The organism is Pseudooceanicola batsensis HTCC2597 (assembly GCF_000152725.1).
GTDB classification, from domain to species: Bacteria; Pseudomonadota; Alphaproteobacteria; order Rhodobacterales; family Rhodobacteraceae; genus Pseudooceanicola; species Pseudooceanicola batsensis.
In genome coordinates this window covers 2323892-2345932 of the sequence record NZ_CH724131.1, presented here as the reverse complement: position 1 = coordinate 2345932, position 22041 = coordinate 2323892, and the positions used below count along the sequence as shown (strand labels likewise).

Genomic DNA, 22041 nt, shown 5'->3' with positions numbered 1-22041 from the left:
CATGCGCCTGACCGCCCGGATCTGGGTCGATGCCTATCTCGCGCGGCTGCGGTTGCAGGACATTCCGGCCTTTGTCGTCGCGCATGGCGACGACACGGCGGGGGCGGTGCTGATCAAGCTGTCCACGCTCGACGGGCAAGCCAGGGCCTTTCAGCGCAGCTTCGACATCATGACAGGTGCGCGGAACTGGATGGTTCTCTCCGAAGGAGAGGAACGCGAGGTGGATGCGGCCATCGGACGCCAGCGCAGTTTCGACCCCGATCTCTGGGTGATCGAGGTCGAGGACAAGGCGGGCCGACATCTTCTGGACGAGCCGGGGCTGCGGGACTAGCGGTTTCGTACCACCCGGGCGAGCGCGATCTGAAGCAGGCCCGCGACGAAAAAGGCGCCCGCCAGCGCGGCGGACCAGGTCAGGACGCCGGTCCAGCCGATCCGGTCGGGATTGGTGAAGAAGTAGGGATAGGCGCCGTCGAACTGCCCGCGCAGGAGCGCGTAGCAGACGTAGATCAGCGGCCAGGACATCCAGACCAGTGCCGCGGTGACGTTCAGCCTGTCCCGCGGCGCGAAGGCCAGCCACCAGAGCAGGACGACGATCGGAACGCTGGTGTGGATGCCGAAATTGGCCCAACAGCCGATGCCGGTCTTCTCGCCGTCCGTCTCGGCCAGAAGCAGGTGATAGACCGCACCGGTTATGCCGATCCAGAGGGTCACACCACCCAGCCAGACGGGCGAGGCGACGCGGCCCCGGATGGCGAGCACGGCGAACGTCCCTGCGACCAGCCCGTTCGTCAGGATCGTGAAGAACCGTCCAAGCCGCCAGAGCGTCTCCCACAGGGTATCGTCGGCATTGTTCCGCTGCACGGACAGGAACTGCAGGGCGAGCGCCGCGAGAGCCATCGCGGCGATCAGTGCTGCAAGCAAGCGAACGGTCGGAGACAGCGACATGGATCAAGGATTGCGCCAACTTGCCCGGCCACGCAAGGGCGCAGATAAGGGGGTATGGAGTGGCGCGATCAGGGAATCCTTCTGGCGGTGCGGCGGCATGGCGAATCTGCCGCCATCGCCGATGTCTTCACGCCGGGGCGCGGGCGCCACGCGGGGGTGGTTCGCGGCGCGACCTCGCGAAAACTCGCCCCGGTCCTGCAACCGGGCGCGCAGCTGGACATCTCCTGGAAGGCGCGGCTCGAAGAGCACCTCGGCCATTTCACGGTCGAGCCGGTCCGCTCGCGTGCGGCGCAGATCCTCGGCGACCGCCTGGCGCTGGCGGGTCTGAACGCGGTGACGGCCCTGCTGTGTTTCGCCCTGCCCGAACGCGAGGCGCATGAGGCGCTGTACAGACGGACCGAGACACTGCTGGACCTTCTGGGGCAGATGGACCTCTGGCCCCTGGCGTACCTGCACTGGGAGCTGGCGTTGCTGGAAGACCTCGGATACGGGCTCGACCTGACGGAATGCGCGGTCACGGGCGCGCGGGAGGGGCTGGACTACATCTCTCCGCGCACCGGCCGGGCGGTGACGGCGGCGGGGGCGGGCGACTGGGCGGACCGACTCCTGCCGCTGCCGCCCTGCCTGCTTCGGCAGGGCGAGGCGCCGGACGAGGAAATCCTCTCGGGGTTCCGCGTCACCGGCCATTTCCTTGCCGAACACCTGGCGCCGGAACTCGGGCAGAAGCCGATACCCGAGGCGCGGCAGCGCTTCGTCGACAGGTTCGCCGCCGGGATCTAGCGGAGGGCGAGCACCAGATCGACGATGGTGGACAGGGCGTCGTCGTCGCTTGTGCCCCGGGCGAGGCTTCCCATGCCGACCTTGGCGGCATAGAGGCTGAGCGCGATGTCGGGGTTCGTCACGTCCAGCTTGCGGAGAATCGCGGAGAGATGGGCGAGTCGGGCGCCATCGAGTTCGCCGATCGTCTCGGCGGCCGCGGGGTCGGTCGCGGCCCAGCTGCGCATGGCGGCCTCGGTCGCCGAATCGCCGCCGAACCCGTCGCGCATGATGGCATGAAGCTGCGCCACCGCGTCGGATCTCTCGGAGGGGGGGCTCGGCATCTTGCCGGAAACGTCGCGCCAGAACTTGAGCAGCGCCTGCCTAAACCGCGGTACGTCCTCGAAATGCCAGTAGAAAGACCCCTTGGTCGTGTCGAGCGCGCGCGCCAGCGGCTCTGCCTTCAGGGCCTCGGGCCCTGAAGCGGCAAGGGCCCGCAGCCCGGCATGGAGCCAGTCATCGGCGGAAAGGCGTTGCTTGCGACTCATGCCCCTATTCTAGCGCATTCATGCTGCTGCGCAGCGAATTTCTGCGCGCGCGAAGGAATTTGACTGCGCGTGCAGCGTTTTTGACCAGGTGCCGGCGCCCTGAGCCGGGTCGCCGCCGTGCTGTCAGGCGGGGCCTTCCGGCGCGCCGATCGTCAGTTCGATGGGGTCGAGGCCGTCGATATCGCCTTTCAGAACATCGCCTTGCTCGACGGCCCCCACGCCGGCCGGGGTACCGGTATAGATCAGATCGCCGGGGCCCAGGTGATAGTAGCCCGAGAGATGTGCAATGACGGCCGGCACGTCATGCAGCAGCTGGTCGAGCTTCGCTTCCTGCCGGACATCGCCGTTGACGGTCAGGCGGATGCTCTGCGGGCCGAGGGGGGGCAACGTCGCGGTCTTGCTGAGGGGTGCGATGACGGCGGCGTTTTCGAAATCCTTGCCGAGATCCCAGGGGCGCCGCTTGTCCTTGGCATCTTGCTGCCGGTCGCGCCGCGTCATGTCGAGACCGCAGGCATAGGCGTAGACCGCGTTCGCCGCCGCTTCACGATCGGCGCGGAAGACGCTGGCGCCGAGTGCCACGACCAGCTCCATCTCGTGGTGAAGGTCCGAGGTGCCCGGGGCGTAGGGCACGGTGGCGCCAGTCAGGCACAAGGCCGCCGGCGTCTTGGTGAAATAGAACGGCGCCTCAAGGTCGGGTTCCTGCCCCATCTCGCGCGCGTGGTCCGCGTAGTTGCGGCCGACGCAGAAGATGCGGCGCACTGGATAGCCGCGGTTTTCGCCGTTCACCGGCACGTCGGGGATGGGGGGGAGGTCGAACAGGCTCATCGCGATGCTCCTTGCAGGTCGGGCCGGTTATCGGCGGTCGCGGGGGCGCGGTAAAGGGCCGGGGCTGGACTTTCCGCCGTGGCTTGCGTTTGCTTCGCCGTGACAGCTGCAAGAGGTGACCCATGGCCGAACCGCTCTCCCGTCTGATTTCGCAGGGCCGGGGCGACATGCCCGCCGATCTGGTCCTGAGGGGCGGAGAGGTCTGGGACATGGTGACCGGTGACCGGATCACGGGCGACGTGGCGATCTGCGGCGGAACGATCGTCGGGATCGGCGCCGATTACGAGGCCGAGCGCGTCGTCGACGTGGCGGGAATGACGCTCGTCCCCGGATTCATCGACACGCATCTGCATATCGAAAGCTCGCTGGTCACGCCGCACGAATTCGACCGCTGCGTCGGGCCGCGCGGGGTGACCACCGCGATCTGCGACCCGCACGAGATCGCCAACGTGATCGGGGTCGAGGGCATCCGGTACTTTCTCGACGCCGCGTCCGAGACGGTGATGGACATCCGCGTGAACCTCTCGTCCTGTGTGCCCTCCTCGCACATGGAGACCGCCGGCGCGCGGATCGAGGCCGAGGACCTGGTGCCGCTGATGGATCATCCGCAGGTGATCGGGCTGGCCGAGTTCATGAACTATCCCGGGGTGGTCTTTCAGGATCCTGGCTGCATGGCCAAGCTGGAGGCCTTTCGGGGGCGGCATATCGACGGGCACTGCCCGCAGCTTGGGGGCAAGGACCTGAACGCCTATGTCGCGGCCGGCATCCGGACCGAACACGAGGCGACGACCGCCGAGGAGGCGCGCGAGAAGCTGCGGAAGGGCATGCGCGTCCTGATCCGCGAGGGGTCGGTGTCGAAGGATCTTCACGCGCTCCAGCCGCTTCTGACCGATGTGACATCCGCCTACATGTGTCTGTGCACGGACGACCGGAACCCGCTGGATATCGGCGAGCACGGGCATCTGGACTACATGATCCGCGAATTGATCCGGCTGGGCTGTCCGCCGCTGGCGGTCTACCGCGCGGCCTCGCTGTCGGCGGCCGAAGCCTTCGGGCTGAAGGATCACGGCCAGATCGCGCCGGGCAAGCGGGCGGATATCGTCGCGCTGCGGGACGTGTCCGCCTGCCGGGCCGAGATGGTCATCTCCGACGGCGTGGTCATGGGGGATGAGGCCTTTGCCGCGCGTCGGATCACGCCGCCCGTGGGACACGGGTCGGTCCGGATCGAAACGCTTCGGCCCGAGCAGTTCCGGACCGGAGGAAACCGGCCCAAAACCGACGTGATCGGCATCATCCCCGGAAAGATCATCACCGAGCACCTGACCGAGATCATCGAAATCGAGAACGGCGACAAACGCCCCGACCTCGGGCGCGACCTGGTCAAGATCGCGGTGGCCGAACGGCACGGGATCAACGGCAATGTCGCCACGGGGTTCGTGAAAGGGTTCGGGCTGAAGACGGGGGCGATCGCATCGACTGTCTGCCACGATCACCACAACATCGCCGTAGTCGGGGCCGAGTACGGGGACATGGCCCATGCCGCGAACCGGCTGGCCGAGCTTCAGGGCGGATTCGTCGTGGTTCGGGACGGCGCGGTCCTGGCCGAGCTGGCGCTCCCGGTCGCGGGACTGATGTCGGATCAGCCGTTCGAGGTCGTGCATGACCGGCTGGTGGAATTGCGCGAGGCGGCCAAGGGCCTCGGCGTCACGCTGGACGAGCCGTTCCTGCAGCTCGCGTTTCTGGCCCTGCCGGTCATCCCCGCGCTCAAGATCACGGACCGCGGGATGGTCGACGTCACGAAATTCGAGATCATCCCGGGCTGAGGGAATAATTCTGCACTGCAAAACGCAATTCCACGTGATTGACGACTTGGGACCGGCGGCTTAGGTTCTCCGCCATCAGGGAGGAGACATTGCCCGCCGATCCGGACCGCATCGGCCGGGGCGGCCTTCTCCCATTGGCTTGAATCCGTAAGGCGAGGGGACCGACATGGCCGAATCCAATTCCACAAGTGAAGCAGTCAGCTATGGATACGAAGGCGATGTCGCGCTTGTCTGTGTCGACAACCCGCCGGTGAACGCCACCGGTGTCGCCGTTCGCGCCGGACTGCAGGACGCGTTCCGCAAGATCAACGAAGAGGGAAAGGCCAAGGCCATCGCCCTCTACTGCGCCGGGCGGACCTTCATCGCCGGGGCCGATATCCGGGAATTCGGGCAGCCGCCCAAGGCGCCGGGCCTGACCGAGGTTCTGAGCGAGATGGAGCAGAGCGCCATTCCGACGGTTTCGATCATTCACGGCACGGCATTGGGCGGCGGCTACGAGACGGCGCTGGCCACCCACGCGCGGGTCGGCATGAAGGGGGCCAAGTTCGGCCTGCCCGAGGTTCTTCTGGGGATTCTGCCCGGTGCCGGCGGCACGCAGCGTCTGCCGCGCCTATCGGGCATCGCCTACGCCCTGGACATCGCCGTGTCGGGCCGTCATGTGCCTGTCGAAGAGGGTGTCGAGAAAGGCGCCATCGACCGCGTCGTCGAGGCAGGCGATCCGCGCGAGATCGCCATCGCCATGGGGCAGGAGGTCGTCGCCGGGACGTTGCCGACGCGCCGGACGGACCAGCTCCAGGCCCAGGCCGACGATGCGGCGGTCCAGCAGACGTTGGAGATGGTGCAGAAGAAAAACCCGCACCTGATCAACCTGGCGGAATGCGTCAAGGCCATCGCCGCCTCCACCAAGCCGATCGACGAAGGTCTTGCGGCCGAGCGCGAGCATTTCCTCGTCTGCATGAACTCGCCGCAGCGGTCCGGGCTGATCCACGCCTTCTTTGGCGAGCGGGCGGTGTCGAACATTCCCGAAGCCAAGGGCGAAACCCGGTCTCTGGACAAGATCGGCGTGATCGGCGGCGGCACGATGGGGTCGGGCATCACGACCTCCTGCCTGATGGCGGGCATTCCGGTCCGCCTGATCGAGGTGCAGCAGGAGGGGCTGGACCGTGGCGTGGCGACGATCACCAAGAACCTGGATGGTGCGCTGTCGCGCGGAAAGATGACGTCGGACAAACGCGATGCGGCTCTGGCCATGCTCGAGCCGTCGCTGAACATGGAGGACCTCTCGGATGTGGACCTCGTCATCGAGGCCGTCTTCGAGAAGATGGAGATCAAGAAGGACATCTTCGGCAAGCTGAACACGATCTGCAAGCCGGGCGCGATTCTTGCCTCGAACACCTCCTATCTGGACATCGACAAGATCGCGGCCACCACGGACCGTCCGCAGGATGTTCTGGGCCTGCACTTCTTCTCGCCCGCGCATGTGATGCGCCTGCTTGAAATCGTGCAGGGCGAGAAAACGGCGCCGGATGCGCTGGCCACGGGCTTTGCCCTGGCCAAGAAGCTCAAGAAGGTCGGCGTGCTGGCGCAGGTCTGCGACGGCTTCATCGGCAATCGGATCCTCGGCCACTACGGCAAGGTGATCTCGTATCTCGTTCTCGACGGCGCCTCGCCCGCCGAAGTCGATACCGCGCTGGAGAACTTCGGCATGGCGATGGGGCCGCACAAGGTCGGCGACCTGGCCGGGCTCGACATCGGCTACATGACCCGGCAGCGCCGCAAGGAAGAAGGTCTGCCCGCGGACGAACGCTATGGCGGCGATATCGCCGACCGCATCTGCGAGCGCGAAGGCTATGGCCGCAAGACGGGCAAGGGCTATTACCTCTACGAGACCGGCGCGCCCGTGCCCAACCCGGCGGTCGACGAGATCATCGACGAGGTGCGGGCCGAAAAGGGGATCACACCCAAGGAGTTCACCGAACAGGAGATCGTCGACCGCTACATGACGGCCTTCATCTCGGAGGCGACCCGCGTGGTCGAAGACGGCACGGCGAAAAGACCCATCGACGTCGATATGGTCTTCCTCTTCGGCTACGGTTTCCCGCGCTTCCGCGGGGGGCCGCTGCACTATGCCGACACGATTGGCGCAGCGGAACTGGTGCGCCGGATCGAGGAATATGCCAAGGAAGACCCCAACTATTGGCAGGTTCCGCCGCTGCTGCGCAAGATGGCCGACGACGGAACGACCTTTGCCGACATGAACTCGTAAGGAGGCGAGACCATGGATCTGAACTTCACCCCCGAGGAAGAGGCGTTCCGCCAGGAGGTCAGGGACTTCTTTGCCGAGAACCTGCCGGACGACATTCGCGATGCCGTCCGGAATGGCGGCGAGCTGACCAAGGAGCACATGGAGCGGTATCACGCCATCCTGAACAAAAAGGGCTGGCTGGCGACGACATGGGCCGAGGAATTCGGCGGGCCGGGCTGGGGCCCGGTCGAGCGGCATATCTTCGACGAGGAGAGCAGCGCCGCCTACGCCCCCCGAATCGTTCCCTTCGGGCTGTCGATGCTCGGTCCGGTGCTGCAGAAGTTCGGGTCGAAGGAGCAGCAGGACTACTACCTGCCGCGCATCCTGAACGGTGACGACTGGTGGTGCCAGGGCTATTCCGAGCCGGGCGCCGGATCGGACCTCGCCTCGCTCAAGACCCGCGCGGTGCGCGAAGGCGACGAGTGGGTGATCAACGGCCAGAAGACCTGGACCACGCTCGGCCAGCACGCGAACATGATCTTCTGCCTCGTCCGCACCGATCCGGACGTGAAGCAGCAGGAAGGCATTTCCTTCATCCTCGTCGACATGTCCACGCCGGGCGTCGAAGTGCGGCCGATCAAGCTGATCGAGGGCGGGCACGAGGTGAACGAGGTCTTCTTCACCGATGTGCGTGTGCCCTACGAAAACCTCGTCGGCGAAGAGAACAAGGGCTGGACGATTGCCAAGTACCTGCTGACGCATGAGCGGACGGGCATTGCCGGCGTCGGCTTCTCGATGCTCGAACTGGAAGAGGTCAAGCAGCTGGCGAAAAAGATCACCCGCAACGGCAAGCCGCTGGCCGAGGATCCGCTTTTCGCGGCCCGCGTGGCCCAGGCCGAGATCGATCTCGAGGCGATGAAGCTCACGAATCTGCGGATGCTCTTCACCGCGCAGAAACAGGGGGCGCCCGGACCGGAAACCTCGATCCTCAAGATCAAGGGCACGGTGATCAACCAGGAGCTCAAGGACATCCGCCGCCGGGCGCTCGGCCCTGCCGCGGCCCCGTTCCCGGGCAGCTTCAAGGACAGCAACCTCGATGTGGCCCCTTCGGGTCATGCGAACAATGCCGCGCGGTACTTCAACAACCGCAAGACCTCGATTTTCGGTGGATCGAACGAGATCCAGCGGAACATCCTGACCAAGACCATGCTGGGGCTCTGATCCATGAATTTCGACCTCACCGAAGACCGCCAGATGCTGCAGGACAGCCTGCGCCGCTACCTTGGCGACAAGTACCAGATCGAACACCGGAACAAGGTGGCCTATGCCGAGCCCTATCATGACCCCGCCAAATGGGGGGAGCTGACCGAGCTGGGCGCGCTCTTCGCCCTGGCGCCCGAGGATGCGGGCGGCATGGGCGGCGCGGGTTTCGACATTTCGGTCGTGTTCGAGGAACTGGGGCGCGCGCTCACTCCCGAACCGGTTCTGGGCGCGCTGATGGCCTCGCGCCTGCTGACCGCCGCCGGTGCCGACCAGGAGGCGCTGCTCTCCGGCGAGACGAAATACGCCGTCGGGCTGGGCGAGCTGGATGCCCCCTATGACCTGAGCGAAATGACGACCACCGCAGAGGGCGGGAAGGTGTCCGGCCGCAAGTCCGTGGTCTATGGCGGGCAGGCCGCCGACGTCTTCCTGATCGCGGCGAAGGAAGGCGACAGCCTCTCGGTCTACGAAGTTCAGGCTGCGGACGCCTCGGTCACCGGCTACGCGCTGATGGACGGCGGCGGGGCGGCCGAAGTCGTGCTGGAGGATGCGCCGGCCAAGCTGATCCTCGAGAACGCCGGCGAGGCGATTGCGGATGCGGTCAACGCCGGGATCGTGGCGCTCTGCGCCGAGGCGGTCGGAGCGATGGACGTGCTGCACAGGATGACGGTCGAATACCTCGGTCAGCGCAAGCAGTTCGGCCGTCCGATCGGGACGTTCCAGGTGCTGCAGCACCGGGCCGTCGACATGCTGACCGAGATCGAGCAGTCGCGCTCCATCGTCATTAAGGCAGCGGCCGAGCTCGGCGGTCCTGACGCGTCGCGCTATTGCTCGATGGCCAAGAACCTGATCGGCCGGGCGGGCCGGCTGGTGGCCGAAGAGGCAATCCAGATGCACGGCGGCATCGCGATGACCTGGGAATACCCCGGCTCGCATTACGCCAAGCGGATCATCATGATCGACGCACAGCTGGGCGACACCGACTACCATCTCTCGCGCGTCGCCCAGGCTGCGTGAGGGGGCGGGCCGGGGCGTGTCTCCGGCCCCCGTTTCCAGGATTTCCGACATGACAGAAGACACTGTGCCGACACTCGGTGACATGGTCCGCGACCTCTCGGGCGAGGCGGGCCGGATCGCCGCCCGCATCTCGCCCCACTGGATGCAGGGCCGCACGGCCTTCGGCGGCATCACGGCCGCTCTGGCACTGGCGGCCACGCGGCAGGCGCTGCCCGGGCTGCCCGCCCTGCGGTCCATGCAGGTCAGCTTCCTGCGACCGATCTCGGAGCATGTGGCCTTCGAGGTCGAGACGATCCGCGCGGGCCGGACCTCGACCTTCGTGCAGGTCGACTGCATCAGCGGCGACAAGCTCGGCGCGCGCTGCACCTTCGTCTTCGGCGCCCCGCGCGAGAGCGCCTACGCCCACGACTACGGCCGAGCTCCGGACGTGCCGGGGCCTGACGACTCGCCCGAATTGCTCCGCCGGTCGTCGGGGCCCTCGTTCTTCAAGAACTTCGAGGCGCGGCTGGCCGACGGGGCGCAGCTCGCCTCCGGGTCGGACAGGCCCGAGATGATCGTCTGGACGCGCCTTGCCGCGCGGGAGGACGTGGACCCCGAGATCGCCTTCATCTGCAACGCCGACAACCTGCCGCCCGCGGCGATGGCGACCTTCCATGGCGGCGCGCCGGTCAGCACGGTGACCTGGGCGCTCGACGTGGCGCGCATACCCGCCGACACCGACTGGCAACTGACGCGGACCACGTCGAAACATTCCGCCGAGGGCTACTCCGTCCAGGACATGGAGATCCGCGACCGTGGCGGAGATATCCTGGCCTCGGCGCAGCAACTGGTGGCGCTTTTCGCCTGACCGCCCTCGCTTCTTTGGTCCGGAAAATATCCCGGGGTCCGGGGCAGAGCCCCGGCCGGCCGGGCAGGGGGCGCCCGCCGGGGCGGGCACCCGTCGCCGGCTAGTCCACCTTCACGACCAGCTTGCCCTGGTTCCTGCCCTTGAGCAGGCCCATGAAGGCCTCGGGGGCGTTCTCGAGGCCCTCTTCGACATCCTCGACATAGACGATGTCGCCGCTGGCGACCTTGGGCGCGACTTCGCGCAGGAAGTCGCCGAACCGGCTGACGTGGTCGGTCTGCAGCAGGCCCTGGATCGTCAGCCGCTTGACCAGCGCGTGACGCCACAGTTTCTGCAGGGGCATGGACCCCGTCTCGTCGCTCTCGCCCGAGTACCAGGCGATCATGCCGCAGACGATGACGCGGGCGTGGAGGTTGAGAAGGGGGATCACCCCGCCCAGGGTCGGGCCGCCGACGTTCTCGAAATAGATGTCGATGCCGTCCGGGCACTCGTTCTTGAGCGCCTCGCGCATGGCCCTGGCGTCCTTGCCGCGGTGATCGACACAGGCGTCGAAGCCGAAGGTCTCGACCGCCATTTTGCACTTTTCCTCGCCGCCCGCGACGCCGATCACCCGAAGCCCGGCCTGCTTGGCGAGTTGCCCGACCATCGATCCGACGGGACCGGTGGCCGCGCCGACCACGAGGGTCTCGCCCTCCTTCATGCGGGAATAGGCCGTCATGCCGGCCCATGCGGTGAAGCCGGGCATCCCGAGCACCCCGAGCGAGGTCTGGATCGGCGCGTCGTCGGGGTTCACCTTGCGCAGCATCCTGGCCGGCTGGACACCATGGGTGGCCCAGCCGAACATGCCGAAGGCGTGGTCGCCCGGCTGGAACTTGGGATCGTTCGAGGCGATGACCTCGCCGACCGCGCCGCCTTCCATCGTGCTGCCGACTTCGACCGGGGCGGCATAGCTGGGGCCGTCGTCCATGCGTCCGCGCATGTAGGGGTCCAGCGACATGTACTTGACCTTGACCAGCACCTCGCCCTCACCCGGTTCGGGAACCGGCGCGTCCTCGAGCCGGAAGTTCTCGTCCGTGGGGGCACCTTCGGGCCGCTTGGCGAGGACGATGTGTTTCATTGTGTCTGTCATGTTGAAAACCTCCCTTTCGCGGCACAAGTTAAAGGGCTGTCCCGCCGTGCCAAGAGGCAATCGGCAGGAATGGACTCGACGGAAGGGAGAGGCTAAGACCGCGCGATCATGGCCAATGAAAAGACCAACCCGAACTACAAGGTGATCGCCGAGAACCGGCGGGCCCGGTACGACTACGCGATCGAGGAAGATCTCGAATGCGGGATCGTGCTCGAAGGGTCCGAGGTCAAGTCTCTACGCGAGGGCGGGTCCAACGTCGCCGAGAGCTATGCCACGGTCGATGATGGCGAGTTGTGGCTGGTGAACAGCTATATCGCGCCCTACGATCAGGCCAAGACCTTCGGCCACGAGGAACGGCGGCGGCGCAAGCTGCTGGTGAGCCGCAAGGAACTGGCCAGGCTGTGGCAGGCGACGGCGCGCAAGGGCATGACGCTGGTGCCGCTGGTTCTGTATTTCAACCACCGCGGCATCGCCAAGCTGAAGATCGGGATCGCCAAGGGCAAGAAGACGGTGGACAAGCGCGACACCTCGGCCAAGCGCGACTGGAACCGGCAGAAGCAGCGGCTTCTCAAGCAGGGCGGATAGGCGGCTGCGGTCCGTTTCGCTTGCTTGCCAAAGGGGCTGCCTGTAGGGATTTGGTCCAGACCTAAACGGGAGGGCCCCATGCAGGATGATCCGAAGACGCTGGTTTCAACAGATTGGCTTGCCGCCCATCTGGACGATCCCGATCTGCGGATCCTGGACGCGAGCTGGTATCTTCCGGCGATGAAGCGCGACCCCAAGGCGGAATACGATGCCGCCCATATCCCCGGCGCGCGGTTCTTCGACATCGACGAGATCTCGGACCTTCGGTCCGAGTTGCCGCACATGGTGCCTCCGGTCGAAAAGTTCATGTCCCGGATGCGGGCCATGGGGGTCGGCGACGGCCACCAGGTCGTGGTCTATGACGGGGCCGGCATCTTTTCGGCCCCGCGGGTCTGGTGGCTCTTCCGGCTGATGGGGCAGCAGGACGTGGCCGTTCTGGACGGCGGTTTCCCCAAGTGGCAGGCCGAAGGCCGCCCGGTCGAGGACATGCCGCCCGTGGTGCGGGACCGACACATGACGGTGCGCCGGCAGAACCACCTCGTAAAGGATGTCACGCAGGTTTCGGCCGCCTCGAAGCTGGCGGATACCACCATTGCCGACGCCCGCTCGGCCAGCCGGTTCGAAGGTGTCGACGACGAGCCGCGCCCGGGCCTGCGCAAGGGTCATATTCCGGGGTCGGTGAACGTTCCCTTCACCGAGCTTCTGACCGGCGAGGGCACGATGAAGCCGGCCGATGCGCTGGCCGAGATTTTCGCGGCCAGGGGAATCGATGCGAAACAGCCGGTCATCACCTCCTGCGGATCGGGCGTGTCGGCGGCCATCCTGAACCTCGGGCTCGAGATCACCGGACATCGCAATCACTCGCTCTATGACGGGTCCTGGGCGGAATGGGGGGCCTTTCCCACCCTTCCGGTGGCGACCGGCAAGGAAAGCGCCTGACCTTGTTCGCAGAGCTGCGCCCCCAGCCCGATGATCCGATCCTCGCCCTGATGGACCGGTTCCGGGCCGACCCGCGCGCGGACAAGATCGACCTCGGCGTTGGGGTCTACAGGAACAGCCGGGGCGTGACGCCCGTGATGCAGGCCGTGAAATCTGCCGAGCAGCAACTGCTCGAACGGCAGGAAAGCAAGAGCTATACGGGCCTCGCCGGGGATCCCGCTTTCGTCGCGGCGATGACGCGGCTCGTGCTGGGCGGAGAAATCGACGCCGAGCGCATCGCCGGCGCCGCGACCGTGGGCGGGACCGGTGCGCTCCGGCAGGCCCTCGATCTGGCGCGCTTGGCAAGCCCGGGCGCGACGGTTCACATTCCCGATCCCAGCTGGCCCAACCACCGGGCGATCATCGAGGCGGTCGGGCTGTCCTGCCGCAGCTACCGGTATTACGACCCGGCAGCCGGCGGCATCGACATCGAGGGGATGATTGCCGACCTCGCCGCGGCAGAGCCCGGGGATGTCGTTGTCCTTCATGGCTGCTGTCACAATCCGACAGGCGCCGATCCGACGGCCGCGCAATGGCACGATATCGTCGAGGCGCTCCGCACATCCCGTGCAACCGTTCTGATCGACCTTGCGTATCTGGGGTTCGGCGAGGGGCTGGATGCGGATGCCGCCGCGACCCGTCTCGTTGCGCGGCAACTGCCCGAGGTGATCGTGGCGGTGAGTTGCTCCAAGAACTTCGGTCTCTATCGCGACCGGGCCGGGGTCGTGCTTGTCCTGTCAGAGACCGGTGCGCATCGCGATGTGGTTCAGGGCAACCTCGCCACGCTGAACCGGCTGGCCTATTCCTTTCCCGCCGATCACGGGGCGAAGGTGGCCGAAACGATCCTGAACGATCCTGCGCTCCATGCGTCCTGGACCGAGGAGCTGGGCCAGATGCGGGGGCGGATCAACGAGTTGCGCCGGAGCTTGGCCGATGCCCTGCGGTCCGAGACCGGCTCGGACCGCTTCGCCTTTCTGGCGTCTCAGAACGGCATGTTCTCGCGTCTGGCGGTGCCACCGGAGGACATCCGTCGGCTGCGCGAGGAGAAGGCGATCTATCTGATCGGAGACGGGCGCCTGAATGTCGCCGGGCTGAACGCCGAGGACATCCCGCGCCTCGCCCGGGCAATCGCCGAGATCAGCCCCTAGGCGGCCGGCTGCGGCGGGACGATTGTCATTCCGGTTTCAGTTGCCTTCGCGACGATGGCGGCGACGTCCGGCTCGACCGGGTCGGGCAGGTCTGTCTGCCCTTCGGGCAGGGGCGTTCCGAGACCGGTGAAAAAGGCGTCGTGCATCTCGCCCGGGGCGTTCAGGATCAGGAGCCGGGCTGGTTTGTCACCGACCGCCTGAAAGGCATGAACCGCTCCGTCGGGAACGGGGACGAAATCTCCGGCGCCCGCCAGGATCTCTTCGCCGTCGACCATGAATCCGACCTGGCCATCCAGAACGAAGAAAGCCTCGGTCTCGCCGGCATGGTGGTTCGGGGGGGCGCCTGCCCCGACTGGCACGGTGCATTCGACCAGCAGGTACTTGCCCTGTACCTCTTCCGGGAAGGCGTGGAATTTCATCAAGATATTGAGCACGTTGTATGTTCTGGGACGATCGGTCACGGTCAGCTCCTGCATTTTTTCCTGTGAGTCGTGGTCATGATACTCTAGTCTTATAACGAGACAAGTGTCTCATTTATGCGAGCGACCGATGACGACCACACGGCGGAACCAGAAAGCCCGGACCCGACAGGCTCTGTTGCAGGCGGCGCGCGACCTGCTGGCCGACGGTCGGACCGTCACCGTCACGGCGGCCGCAACGAAGGCCGGGATATCGAAGGCGACGGCCTACCGGTACTATTCCGAACCGGCCATCCTGGTCGCGGAAGCGGGTCTCGACATCGAGGTCCTGCCCTACGAGGCGGTCGTCGCGGGATGTGGCACAACGCGGGACAAGCTGCGCGCGATCAGCCTCTACTACCTGGACCTCGCGATCGAGCACGAGGCGGGATTCTGCCGCTATGTCGGTCTGACGCTCCTGTCCCCCCGCGAGGCCGTGCCGGGATTGGCCACGCGCCGGGGCGGGCGGCGGCTGGCGATGTACGAGGCCGCTTTCGAGGAGCACGAACCGAAGGTGTCGCCCGAAGCGCGGACCGCCTGCATCCAGGCGCTCGCGACCGCGACGGGGGCCGAGGCGATGATTTCGCTACTCGACGTGGTCGGCACGGACAGGCAGAGGGCGCGCTTCATCGTCGGCGAGATCGCGGAGGCCGTCATCGACCGTTACCTGGGCCGACCCGGCGACCCGGTCTAGCGGCGTCCCTCGCGCAGCCAGCCGGCGAGGATAAGGCTGGCGGCAACCAGCAGGACGAGCCATTCCGGCAAGAGCGGCACCTGCGTGACGTCGCGGGTCTCGAAGGCATCGCGCGGCGTCAGGCCGATCCATCCGCGTCCCGCAGCGGGCCGGCCCGCGCGCACGTTGCGGATGCTGGGCAGACCATCGGACATGTCGCGGATACCCCCCCGCGTGGAGTCGACCAGCGGCTCGAGGGCCTCTCCGTCGGCGATGGTCCTTTCGAACTCGCGCGGCGCCGAGGGGCCCAGGCCGATGACCGATTCGAGGTCGCCTTCGGCGAGCCGGTAGAGGCCGATTTCCGGGCCGGTGTACTCGGACGTCCAGGTGCCGGGCGCGACCTCTTGCAGGGTCAGTTCCTCGGTCTCGCCATCGGGGCGGGTGACGGTCAGGGCGCCGACGGAGTCCCCGAGCGTGCGGCGGATGATGCGCATGGACTGGCCTTCGGCCTCGGCGGTCAGCGCCTCTTCCTCCAGTTCGGGTTCCTTCATCATCCAGTGCGCCAGGCGGCGCAGCAGTTCGAGCTGCGGGCCGCCCCCCTCGTAGCCGCGGCTCCACAGCCAGGCGTGGTCCGAGGCGATCAGCGCCACCCGCCCCTCGCCCACACGGTCGAGGATCAGGAGGGGGCGGTCGTCGATGCCGGACATCACGACCTCGCCGCCCGCCTCGGCGGCGTCCACGTCGATCTGGCGCATCCAACGGCCCCAGTCCCCGTCCCATTCGGCCTCGAGGCCCGAGGTCACGGGGTGACGCCGCCCGAGGTCGGTGACCGCCGGCCGATAGGCCTCTTCGATCACGCGGGCCGTGCTGGGCTGGGCAGGAAGGATTTCGCTCAGCGGCGACCGATAGAGCGAATCCGCCGAGGCGAAGTCCGGCCCGGCGGCCACCAGAACCGCGCCGCCGCGGTTCACGTAATCGGCCACGTTCTGCAGATAGATCGAGGGCAGGATGCCCCGGCGCTTGTAGCGGTCGAAGATGATCAGGTCGAAGTCGTCGACCTTGTCCATGAAGAGTTCGCGGGTCGGAAAGGCGATGAGCGACAGTTCCGAGACCGGGACGCCGTCCTGTTTCGCCGGGGGGCGAAGGATCGTGAAATGTACCAGATCGACCGAACTGTCGGATTTCAGCAGGTTGCGCCAGGTCCGGCCACCGGCATGGGGCTCGCCCGAGACCAGCAGGACCCGCAGCCGGTCGCGGACGCCGTTGATCTGGACGATGGCGGCGTTGTTGCGCGCGGTCAGTTCGCCCTCGGCCTCGGGGGTGGAGATCCGAATGACATTGCGACCGCCATGGGGCAGCACCAGCGGCAGCTCAAGCTCGCGGCCCGTGGCGACCATGAAGCGCTGCGGCTCGGCACCGTCGATCGAGATGTCCAGCGGCACCTGGCCCCGGCTATCCGGCGTCGCGCCCATGTCCTCAATGCTGAGGGTCAGGGTGACCTCTTCGTCGAGGATGGCGAAGGCCGGGGCGTTCTGCACGGTCAGGCGCCGGTCCCAGTCCTCGGGCTGGCCCGACAGCAGGAGATGCAGGGGCGCCGGCAGAGCGGGCGCCTGGTCGAGGTCGTGCAACCGGCCGTCCGACAGCAGGATCATCCCCGCGACCCGGGCGCGCGGTTCTTCGGCCAGGGCGTCGGACAACGCGGTCATGAGACGGGTGCCGGTGTCGCCCGCCCCGTCCGCAAGCGTCACGCGCCGCAGCTCGGTATTCGGACGTGCGGCGATGCGGGCGGCGAGGGTCTCCGCCGCCTCCTCCGTCTGCCGCGCACGGTCGGACAGGCGCTGCGAGGCCGTCCGGTCCTCGATCATCAGGACGATGTCGGTCAGCGGTGTCCGGTCTTCCTGGCGCCAGGAGGGGCCGGTGAGCGCGGCGATGACGACGAGCGCCGCCAGCCCCCGCAGTGCCCAGCCCGTGAGGCCGCGCCACACGGCGAGCGCCACCCCGGCGAGCGCGATGGCGGCGATGCCCGCCAGAAGCGCCCATGGCAGGAGAGGAGAGAAGATGATGGTGCCGGTCATTGTCCAAGCCTGTCGAGGAGGGCGGGCACATGGACCTGGTCGGACTTATAGTTGCCGGTCAGCACATGCATGATCAGATTGACCCCGAACCGGTAGGCGATCTCGCGCTGACGTTCCCCGGCATAGCCGCGCCCGATCGGGACCAGCGGCGCGCCGCGGTCGTCCACGGCCCAGGCGGCAGCCCAGTCGTTTCCGCCGATTACCACGGGGGTGACGCCGTCGTTGAGGTTGCGAAACGGCATCCCCTCGACCAGTTCGGCATCCGGCGGGGCGGCCTCGACCCAGACGTCGCGGCCCAGATGGCGGCCCGGAAAGTCGCGCAGCAGATAGAAGGTGCGTGTCAGAACGTGATCCTCGGGCACCGGTTCCAGCGCGGGGATGTCGAGAGGCGCGGCCAAAGCCTGCAGCTTGCGGCCGTTGGGTCCGGAGGTGCCGAAGCCGGCCACGTCGGCGTCGCGGGTGTCGAACAGGATCATTCCGCCGGTGCGGAGGTAGCGGTTCAGCTTCTGATAGGCCACGTCCGACGGGATCGGCTGGTCCGGGGTGACCGGCCAGTAGAGAAATGGGTAGAACGCCAGTTCGTCGGTCTCCAGGTCGACGGCCATCGGTTCGGCCGGTTCGACCGAGGTACGGAAATTCAGCGTCTGGCTGAGGCCGCGCAGCCCGTCATGCGCCAGATCGTCGACCGCCCGGTTGCCCGTGACGACATGCGCCAGGACAACCTCGGCCGTGGCCTGGATTGCCTGGGCCGGATCGCTCTCCTCCTGCGCCCGCGCTGCACCGGGCTGTACGAGCGCCAGGGCCAGCAGGACCGCGGTGGCGCTCGCCCCGGCGCGGGGGCCGGACAGTCGACCGGAGAGTGCCAGCGTGGCAAGGATATCCGCCGTCAGCAGGATCAGCGAAAGCGCCAGCAGCCAGCCGCCGAGCGGTTGTTCCTCGGCCCGGGTCATCCCTTCGACGCGCAGCCGTGCCGGCCAGTTGACAGGGGCGAGGGTGGATTCGGCCTGCAGGACGTTGCGGGCCAAGGTCCGGTCGCCGCTCTGATAGAGGCCGGGCTGGAGGTTCGGCCCGAGCGCCGCGTCGATCAGCCGTTCGCCGGGGACGCCGGGCAGGGTGCCGGCCCGCTCGATACGGCCGTCGGCGGTCAGCAGTTGGGTCGCCTGCCAGGTGGTGCCCTCGAGATCCTCGGCCTCGGGGCGCGCGGTGCCCGACGCGACGGACAGGCGTTCCAGCATCTGGACGAACAACCCCGATAGCGGCAGCGTCGACCATTCCGCATTGGCGGTGACATGGAACAGGACGACCTGTCCCTGGCCGATCGTCTTGCGCGTGACCAGCGGTGTGCCGTCGCTCAGCCGTGCGATCACCCGCTCGGAGAGCGAGGGATCGGGCTGGGCCATCACCTGCGAAGAGACGGTCACGTCGTCGGGAACCTCCAGCCCCTCGAAGGGGCTTTCGGTGTCGAACGGGGCAAGCGTCTTGGGTTCGCCCCAGCTCATTGCGCCGCCGACATTGCGGCCGCCGGCCCGCAGGCGCGTCGGCAGAAGCGGGTTCTCGGCGTCCCGGGCGACATCGCTGGCGGCAAGGCGCGGTCCGGCAAAGCGCAGAAGCAGGCCGCCCTCTTCCGCCCATTCCAGCAGTTCTTCCTCTTCGAGTGCCGAGAGGGAGGCCACGTCGGCCATCACGACGACGTCCGGGTTGGCCGGCAGCATCTCGGTCAGGGGGCCTTCGATCAGGTCGACCGTCTCGACGAGCGCCTTGCGGAGGTAGTGGAGCGGCGACAGGAGGTCGAGCGTCTCGCCCTCCTGCCGTGTGCCGATCAGGGCGACCTCGCGGCGGCGGAAGCTGTCGTCGGACAGGGTGGTCGCGCCGGCAGTGCGTTCGCCGGCGATGGCCAGATGCGTGACCCGGGCGCGCAGCTCGGCCGGCAGGGACAGCGCCCCGCTCGCCTCGGTCTCGCCGTCGGCGAAGGCCAGCGGCAGATTGGCCAGGGTCCGCATCGTGCCGGCGGGGTCGCGCCCCATTGCCTGCACGGTGATCTCGCGGGCCGACCGGGGCAGCGGGCGGATGGCGGCAATCGCCAGGGCGCCGTCCTCGATCGTGACGGGTCTGAGGCCGAGCGGTGGCCGCGGGCTTTCGTAGACGGTCACCGTGCCACGCGACTCGAGTGCGGCGAGGAGGGCCTGGCGTCCGTCGCGGGCCAGGCCGTCGGATAACCAGTACGTGTCGAACGCGCTGTCGGGAAGGCTGGCGGCGACGCTCTCCAAATCGTCGGCCGAGGGTTCCCACGGGCGCGCGGTCAAGCCGGGCAGGTACTGCCGCCAGGTGTCGGCGGCGCGGAAGACGGGCGGTTCGGGCGTGGTCAGTCGCTGGAACGCGGCGGTACGGCCCTGGCGGCCGGCCTCGGCCAAGAGCCCGTCGATCAGGTCGGACTGCGCGTCCCAGTTCCGTGCCGAGGCCCAGCTGCCGTCGAGAAGGACGAGAAGCGGCCCCCGCCCCGTCCGGGCCTCGTCCTGCGGGTTCAGGATCGGGCCTGCCAGGCCGACGATGACGGCGGCGACGGCGAGCATTCGAAGCAAAAGCAGCCACCACGGGGTGCGGTCGGAGACAGCTTCGTCATCGGTCAGGCCGAGCAGCAGCGCCACGCCGGGAAAGCGGCGCCGGATCGGGGCGGGCGGCACCGCCCGCAGGAGCAGCCAGAGGATCGGCAGCGCCGCGAGGGCGATCAGCAGCCAGGGCGCCGCGAATCCGATCGGTCCCAGCGTCATGCCGTCCCCCTGTCGAGTGCCTGGTAGATGGTCAGCAGGGCCGATTGGGCCGAGGCGTCGGTGTGATGGATCAGGTACTGCCAGCCGGTGGCCCTGCAAAGCGTGTCGAGCCGGTCCTTCCGTTCGGCCAGTCGCGCCAGGTACCGGGCGCGCAGATCGTTCGCCTTGAGCGTTTCATGCTCGAGCGTGCCGCCGACCGACTGGAAGATCGTGCGCCCCTTGAAGGGAAAGCTTTCCTCGGAGGGATCGAGAACCTGAAGGACGACGCCGCGGATGCCGCGATCGGCGGCCTTGGTCAGGGCAAGTTCGACCTGATCGATGCCGCCCAGGAAATCCGACACGAAGAGGGCGCGGGCGTTCGGGATCATCGCGCGATGCTCCGGCACGCCGTAATCGCCGGTTTCGGAGACGCTGAAGAACTCGGCCAGCCGCAGGATCTGGTTGCGGGCGTGGCGCGGCGGCAGCATCGTGCCGGTCAGGCCGACCCTCTCGCCGCCGCGGATCAGCAGGATCGCGATGGCGAGGGCCAGCAGGCGGCCGCGTTCCGATTTCTCCGGAAGCCGCTTGTCGGAACTGAACCGCATGGAAGCGGCCTGGTCGACCCAGAGCATGACGGACTGGGCGATCTGCCATTCACGTTCCCGGACATAGCGTTCGTCGCTGCGGGCCGACCGCCGCCAGTCGATCCAGCGGCGGGGATCCCCCGGCTGCACGGGCCGGTATTGCCAGAAATCGTCGCCCATCCCCGGCCGGCGGCGGCCGTGGTCGCCCAGCAGGACAGTTCCGGCCAGATGTTCCGCGCGGGCAAGCAGGGGCGGCAGGTTCGAGGCCTGACGTTCCGCCCGTTCGCGCAGCTGGCGCGGGTCCTGGACCAGGGTGGGCGTGTCGCTCACGCGGCGGCCTCGGTCCGGGTGACGGCCGCGGCGGTTTCGTCGATCAGGGCGGCGAGACTGTCGCCGCGTGCCCGGGCCGCGAAGTTCAGGCCCATGCGGTGTGACAGGACCGGGCGGGCCATGGCGATCACGTCCTCGGTCGACGGGGCCAGGCGCCCGTGCAGCATGGCGCGGGCGCGCACCGTCATCATCAGCGCCTGGGCCGCGCGGGGCCCCGGCCCCCAATTGACAGTGTCGCGGACACGTTGCGCCGCGCTCGGATCCTCCGGCCGGCAGGCGCGCACGAGGTCGAGGATCTGTTCGACGATGCTCTCTCCTATGGGCATGCGGCGCAACAGGGTCTGCGCGGCGAGCAGTTCCTCGGCCGTCAGGACCTGGTGCGCCTCGTCCTCCTCGACGCCGGTGGTGGCCAGGAGGATCGAGCGTTCGGTATCGCGGTCGGGATATTCCACGTCGATCTGGACGAGGAACCGGTCAAGCTGGGCCTCGGGCAGGGGGTAGGTGCCTTCCTGCTCGATCGGGTTCTGGGTGGCCAGCACATGGAACGGTCGCCCCAGGTCGCGATCCTCGCCGGCGACGGTCACCTGACGTTCCTGCATGGCCTGGAGCAGCGCCGACTGCGTCCGGGGCGAGGCACGGTTGATCTCGTCCGCCATCAGAAGCTGGCAGAAGATCGGCCCCTGCAGGAACCGGAACGAGCGGGAGCCGTCGGCGCTGGTCTCCAGCACCTCGGACCCGAGGATGTCGGCCGGCATGAGGTCGGGGGTGAACTGGATGCGGTTGCCGTTCAGGCCCATCACCGTCGACAACGCCTCGACCAGGCGGGTCTTGCCCAGCCCCGGCAGACCGATCAGCAGGCCGTGGCCGCCGCACAGCAGCGCCGAGAGCGTCAGCTCGACCACCCGTTCCTGACCGATGAAGCGACGCTCGATGGATGTGCGGGCCTCGGCCAGCTTTTCCTCGACCGCCTCGATCCGGGCTACGAGGTCGTCATCGGCGGTGTCGGTCATGGCAATGGCTCCGTGGGGGTCTATACTCTCATCCAGTGTATCGCGGGCGGAAGGAATGACA

The 22041-nt window shown here is 67.6% G+C and carries 20 protein-coding genes; 11 read left to right on the top strand and 9 right to left on the bottom strand.

Annotated elements, in window-relative coordinates; translation table 11 throughout:
- Nucleotide 1 precedes the first annotated feature (1 nt).
- Nucleotides 2-331 carry a DUF1491 family protein gene (locus tag OB2597_RS15260; protein ID WP_009806497.1) on the top strand — a complete coding sequence of 110 codons (330 nt, stop codon included), beginning with the start codon at nt 2-4 and terminating at the stop codon, nt 329-331.
- Here OB2597_RS15260 and OB2597_RS15255 read toward each other — a convergent pair.
- Complete coding sequence (locus OB2597_RS15255) at nt 328-921, bottom strand: Pr6Pr family membrane protein (RefSeq protein WP_238529725.1); 594 nt, start codon at nt 919-921, stop codon at nt 328-330. The genes OB2597_RS15260 and OB2597_RS15255 overlap by 4 nt on opposite strands.
- Before the next feature lie 78 nt (nt 922-999).
- Here OB2597_RS15255 and recO point away from each other — a divergent pair, with 78 nt between their 5' ends.
- Nucleotides 1000-1725: a DNA repair protein RecO gene (gene recO, locus OB2597_RS15250; protein ID WP_009806495.1), complete on the top strand. Its 726-nt coding sequence runs from the start codon at nt 1000-1002 to the stop codon at nt 1723-1725.
- Here recO and OB2597_RS15245 read toward each other — a convergent pair.
- Both OB2597_RS15245 and OB2597_RS15240 read right to left on the bottom strand, forming a co-directional pair.
- Nucleotides 1722-2249 (bottom strand): TetR/AcrR family transcriptional regulator, encoded by a 528-nt coding sequence (locus OB2597_RS15245; RefSeq protein WP_009806494.1) that lies wholly within the window; start codon nt 2247-2249, stop codon nt 1722-1724. The two genes, recO and OB2597_RS15245, sit on opposite strands and share 4 nt — an antisense overlap.
- A gap of 123 nt (nt 2250-2372) precedes the next feature.
- The gene (locus OB2597_RS15240) at nt 2373-3074 is read right to left on the bottom strand and encodes a fumarylacetoacetate hydrolase family protein (protein WP_009806493.1); all 702 of its coding nucleotides are present in this window, start codon (nt 3072-3074) and stop codon (nt 2373-2375) included.
- A 122-nt stretch (nt 3075-3196) separates the two neighbouring features.
- On the opposite strand from OB2597_RS15240, the gene ade reads away from it, so the two are divergent.
- The 5 genes from ade (at nt 3197) to OB2597_RS15215 (ending at nt 10266) form a co-directional block, all read left to right on the top strand.
- Nucleotides 3197-4897, top strand: a complete 1701-nt coding sequence (gene ade / locus OB2597_RS15235; protein ID WP_009806492.1) for an adenine deaminase — start codon at nt 3197-3199, stop codon at nt 4895-4897.
- A 166-nt stretch (nt 4898-5063) separates the two neighbouring features.
- A complete protein-coding gene (locus OB2597_RS15230; protein ID WP_009806491.1) occupies nt 5064-7163 on the top strand; it encodes a 3-hydroxyacyl-CoA dehydrogenase NAD-binding domain-containing protein in 2100 nt (699 codons plus the stop codon).
- Between the two features lie 12 nt (nt 7164-7175).
- Nucleotides 7176-8363 carry an acyl-CoA dehydrogenase family protein gene (locus OB2597_RS15225; RefSeq protein ID WP_009806490.1) on the top strand — a complete coding sequence of 396 codons (1188 nt, stop codon included), beginning with the start codon at nt 7176-7178 and terminating at the stop codon, nt 8361-8363.
- A gap of 3 nt (nt 8364-8366) precedes the next feature.
- Complete coding sequence (locus tag OB2597_RS15220; protein WP_009806489.1) at nt 8367-9419, top strand: acyl-CoA dehydrogenase family protein; 1053 nt, start codon at nt 8367-8369, stop codon at nt 9417-9419.
- A gap of 49 nt (nt 9420-9468) precedes the next feature.
- Nucleotides 9469-10266 (top strand): thioesterase family protein, encoded by a 798-nt coding sequence (locus tag OB2597_RS15215; protein WP_050759242.1) that lies wholly within the window; start codon nt 9469-9471, stop codon nt 10264-10266.
- A gap of 100 nt (nt 10267-10366) precedes the next feature.
- On the opposite strand, the gene OB2597_RS15210 is transcribed toward OB2597_RS15215, so the two are convergent.
- The gene (locus OB2597_RS15210) at nt 10367-11392 is read right to left on the bottom strand and encodes an NADP-dependent oxidoreductase (RefSeq protein WP_040609386.1); all 1026 of its coding nucleotides are present in this window, start codon (nt 11390-11392) and stop codon (nt 10367-10369) included.
- 108 nt (nt 11393-11500) lie between these two features.
- Between OB2597_RS15210 and smpB the strand changes: the two genes are divergently transcribed.
- The 3 genes from smpB to OB2597_RS15195 all read left to right on the top strand — a co-directional run bounded on the left by smpB (nt 11501) and on the right by OB2597_RS15195 (nt 14103).
- On the top strand, nt 11501-11977 hold the full coding sequence (smpB, locus tag OB2597_RS15205) for an SsrA-binding protein SmpB (RefSeq protein ID WP_009806486.1): 477 nt from the start codon (nt 11501-11503) through the stop codon (nt 11975-11977).
- Between the two features lie 78 nt (nt 11978-12055).
- Nucleotides 12056-12916 (top strand): 3-mercaptopyruvate sulfurtransferase, encoded by an 861-nt coding sequence (gene sseA, locus OB2597_RS15200; protein ID WP_009806485.1) that lies wholly within the window; start codon nt 12056-12058, stop codon nt 12914-12916.
- 2 nt (nt 12917-12918) lie between these two features.
- Entirely contained in the window at nt 12919-14103 is a 1185-nt protein-coding gene (locus OB2597_RS15195) for an amino acid aminotransferase (protein ID WP_009806484.1), read from the top strand.
- Here the strand turns inward: OB2597_RS15195 and OB2597_RS15190 are convergent.
- On the bottom strand, nt 14100-14564 hold the full coding sequence (locus tag OB2597_RS15190; RefSeq protein WP_238529724.1) for a cupin domain-containing protein: 465 nt from the start codon (nt 14562-14564) through the stop codon (nt 14100-14102). The genes OB2597_RS15195 and OB2597_RS15190 overlap by 4 nt on opposite strands.
- An 88-nt stretch (nt 14565-14652) precedes the next feature.
- Between OB2597_RS15190 and OB2597_RS15185 the strand changes: the two genes are divergently transcribed.
- On the top strand, nt 14653-15255 hold the full coding sequence (locus tag OB2597_RS15185) for a TetR/AcrR family transcriptional regulator (RefSeq protein WP_148234745.1): 603 nt from the start codon (nt 14653-14655) through the stop codon (nt 15253-15255).
- Here OB2597_RS15185 and OB2597_RS15180 read toward each other — a convergent pair.
- The 4 genes from OB2597_RS15180 to OB2597_RS15165 are packed head-to-tail and all read right to left on the bottom strand — an operon-like array spanning nt 15252 to nt 21980.
- Nucleotides 15252-17309, bottom strand: coding sequence for a membrane protein (locus tag OB2597_RS15180; protein ID WP_009806481.1), 2058 nt, complete (start codon nt 17307-17309; stop codon nt 15252-15254). The two genes, OB2597_RS15185 and OB2597_RS15180, sit on opposite strands and share 4 nt — an antisense overlap.
- Nucleotides 17306-20077, bottom strand: a complete 2772-nt coding sequence (locus tag OB2597_RS15175; RefSeq protein ID WP_009806480.1) for a DUF4159 domain-containing protein — start codon at nt 20075-20077, stop codon at nt 17306-17308. Before OB2597_RS15175 ends, OB2597_RS15180 begins: the two co-directional genes overlap by 4 nt.
- The gene (locus OB2597_RS15170; RefSeq protein WP_009806479.1) at nt 20074-20970 is read right to left on the bottom strand and encodes a DUF58 domain-containing protein; all 897 of its coding nucleotides are present in this window, start codon (nt 20968-20970) and stop codon (nt 20074-20076) included. Before OB2597_RS15170 ends, OB2597_RS15175 begins: the two co-directional genes overlap by 4 nt.
- Nucleotides 20967-21980 (bottom strand): AAA family ATPase, encoded by a 1014-nt coding sequence (locus tag OB2597_RS15165; RefSeq protein ID WP_009806478.1) that lies wholly within the window; start codon nt 21978-21980, stop codon nt 20967-20969. Before OB2597_RS15165 ends, OB2597_RS15170 begins: the two co-directional genes overlap by 4 nt.
- Between the last annotated feature and the right edge of the window lie 61 nt (nt 21981-22041).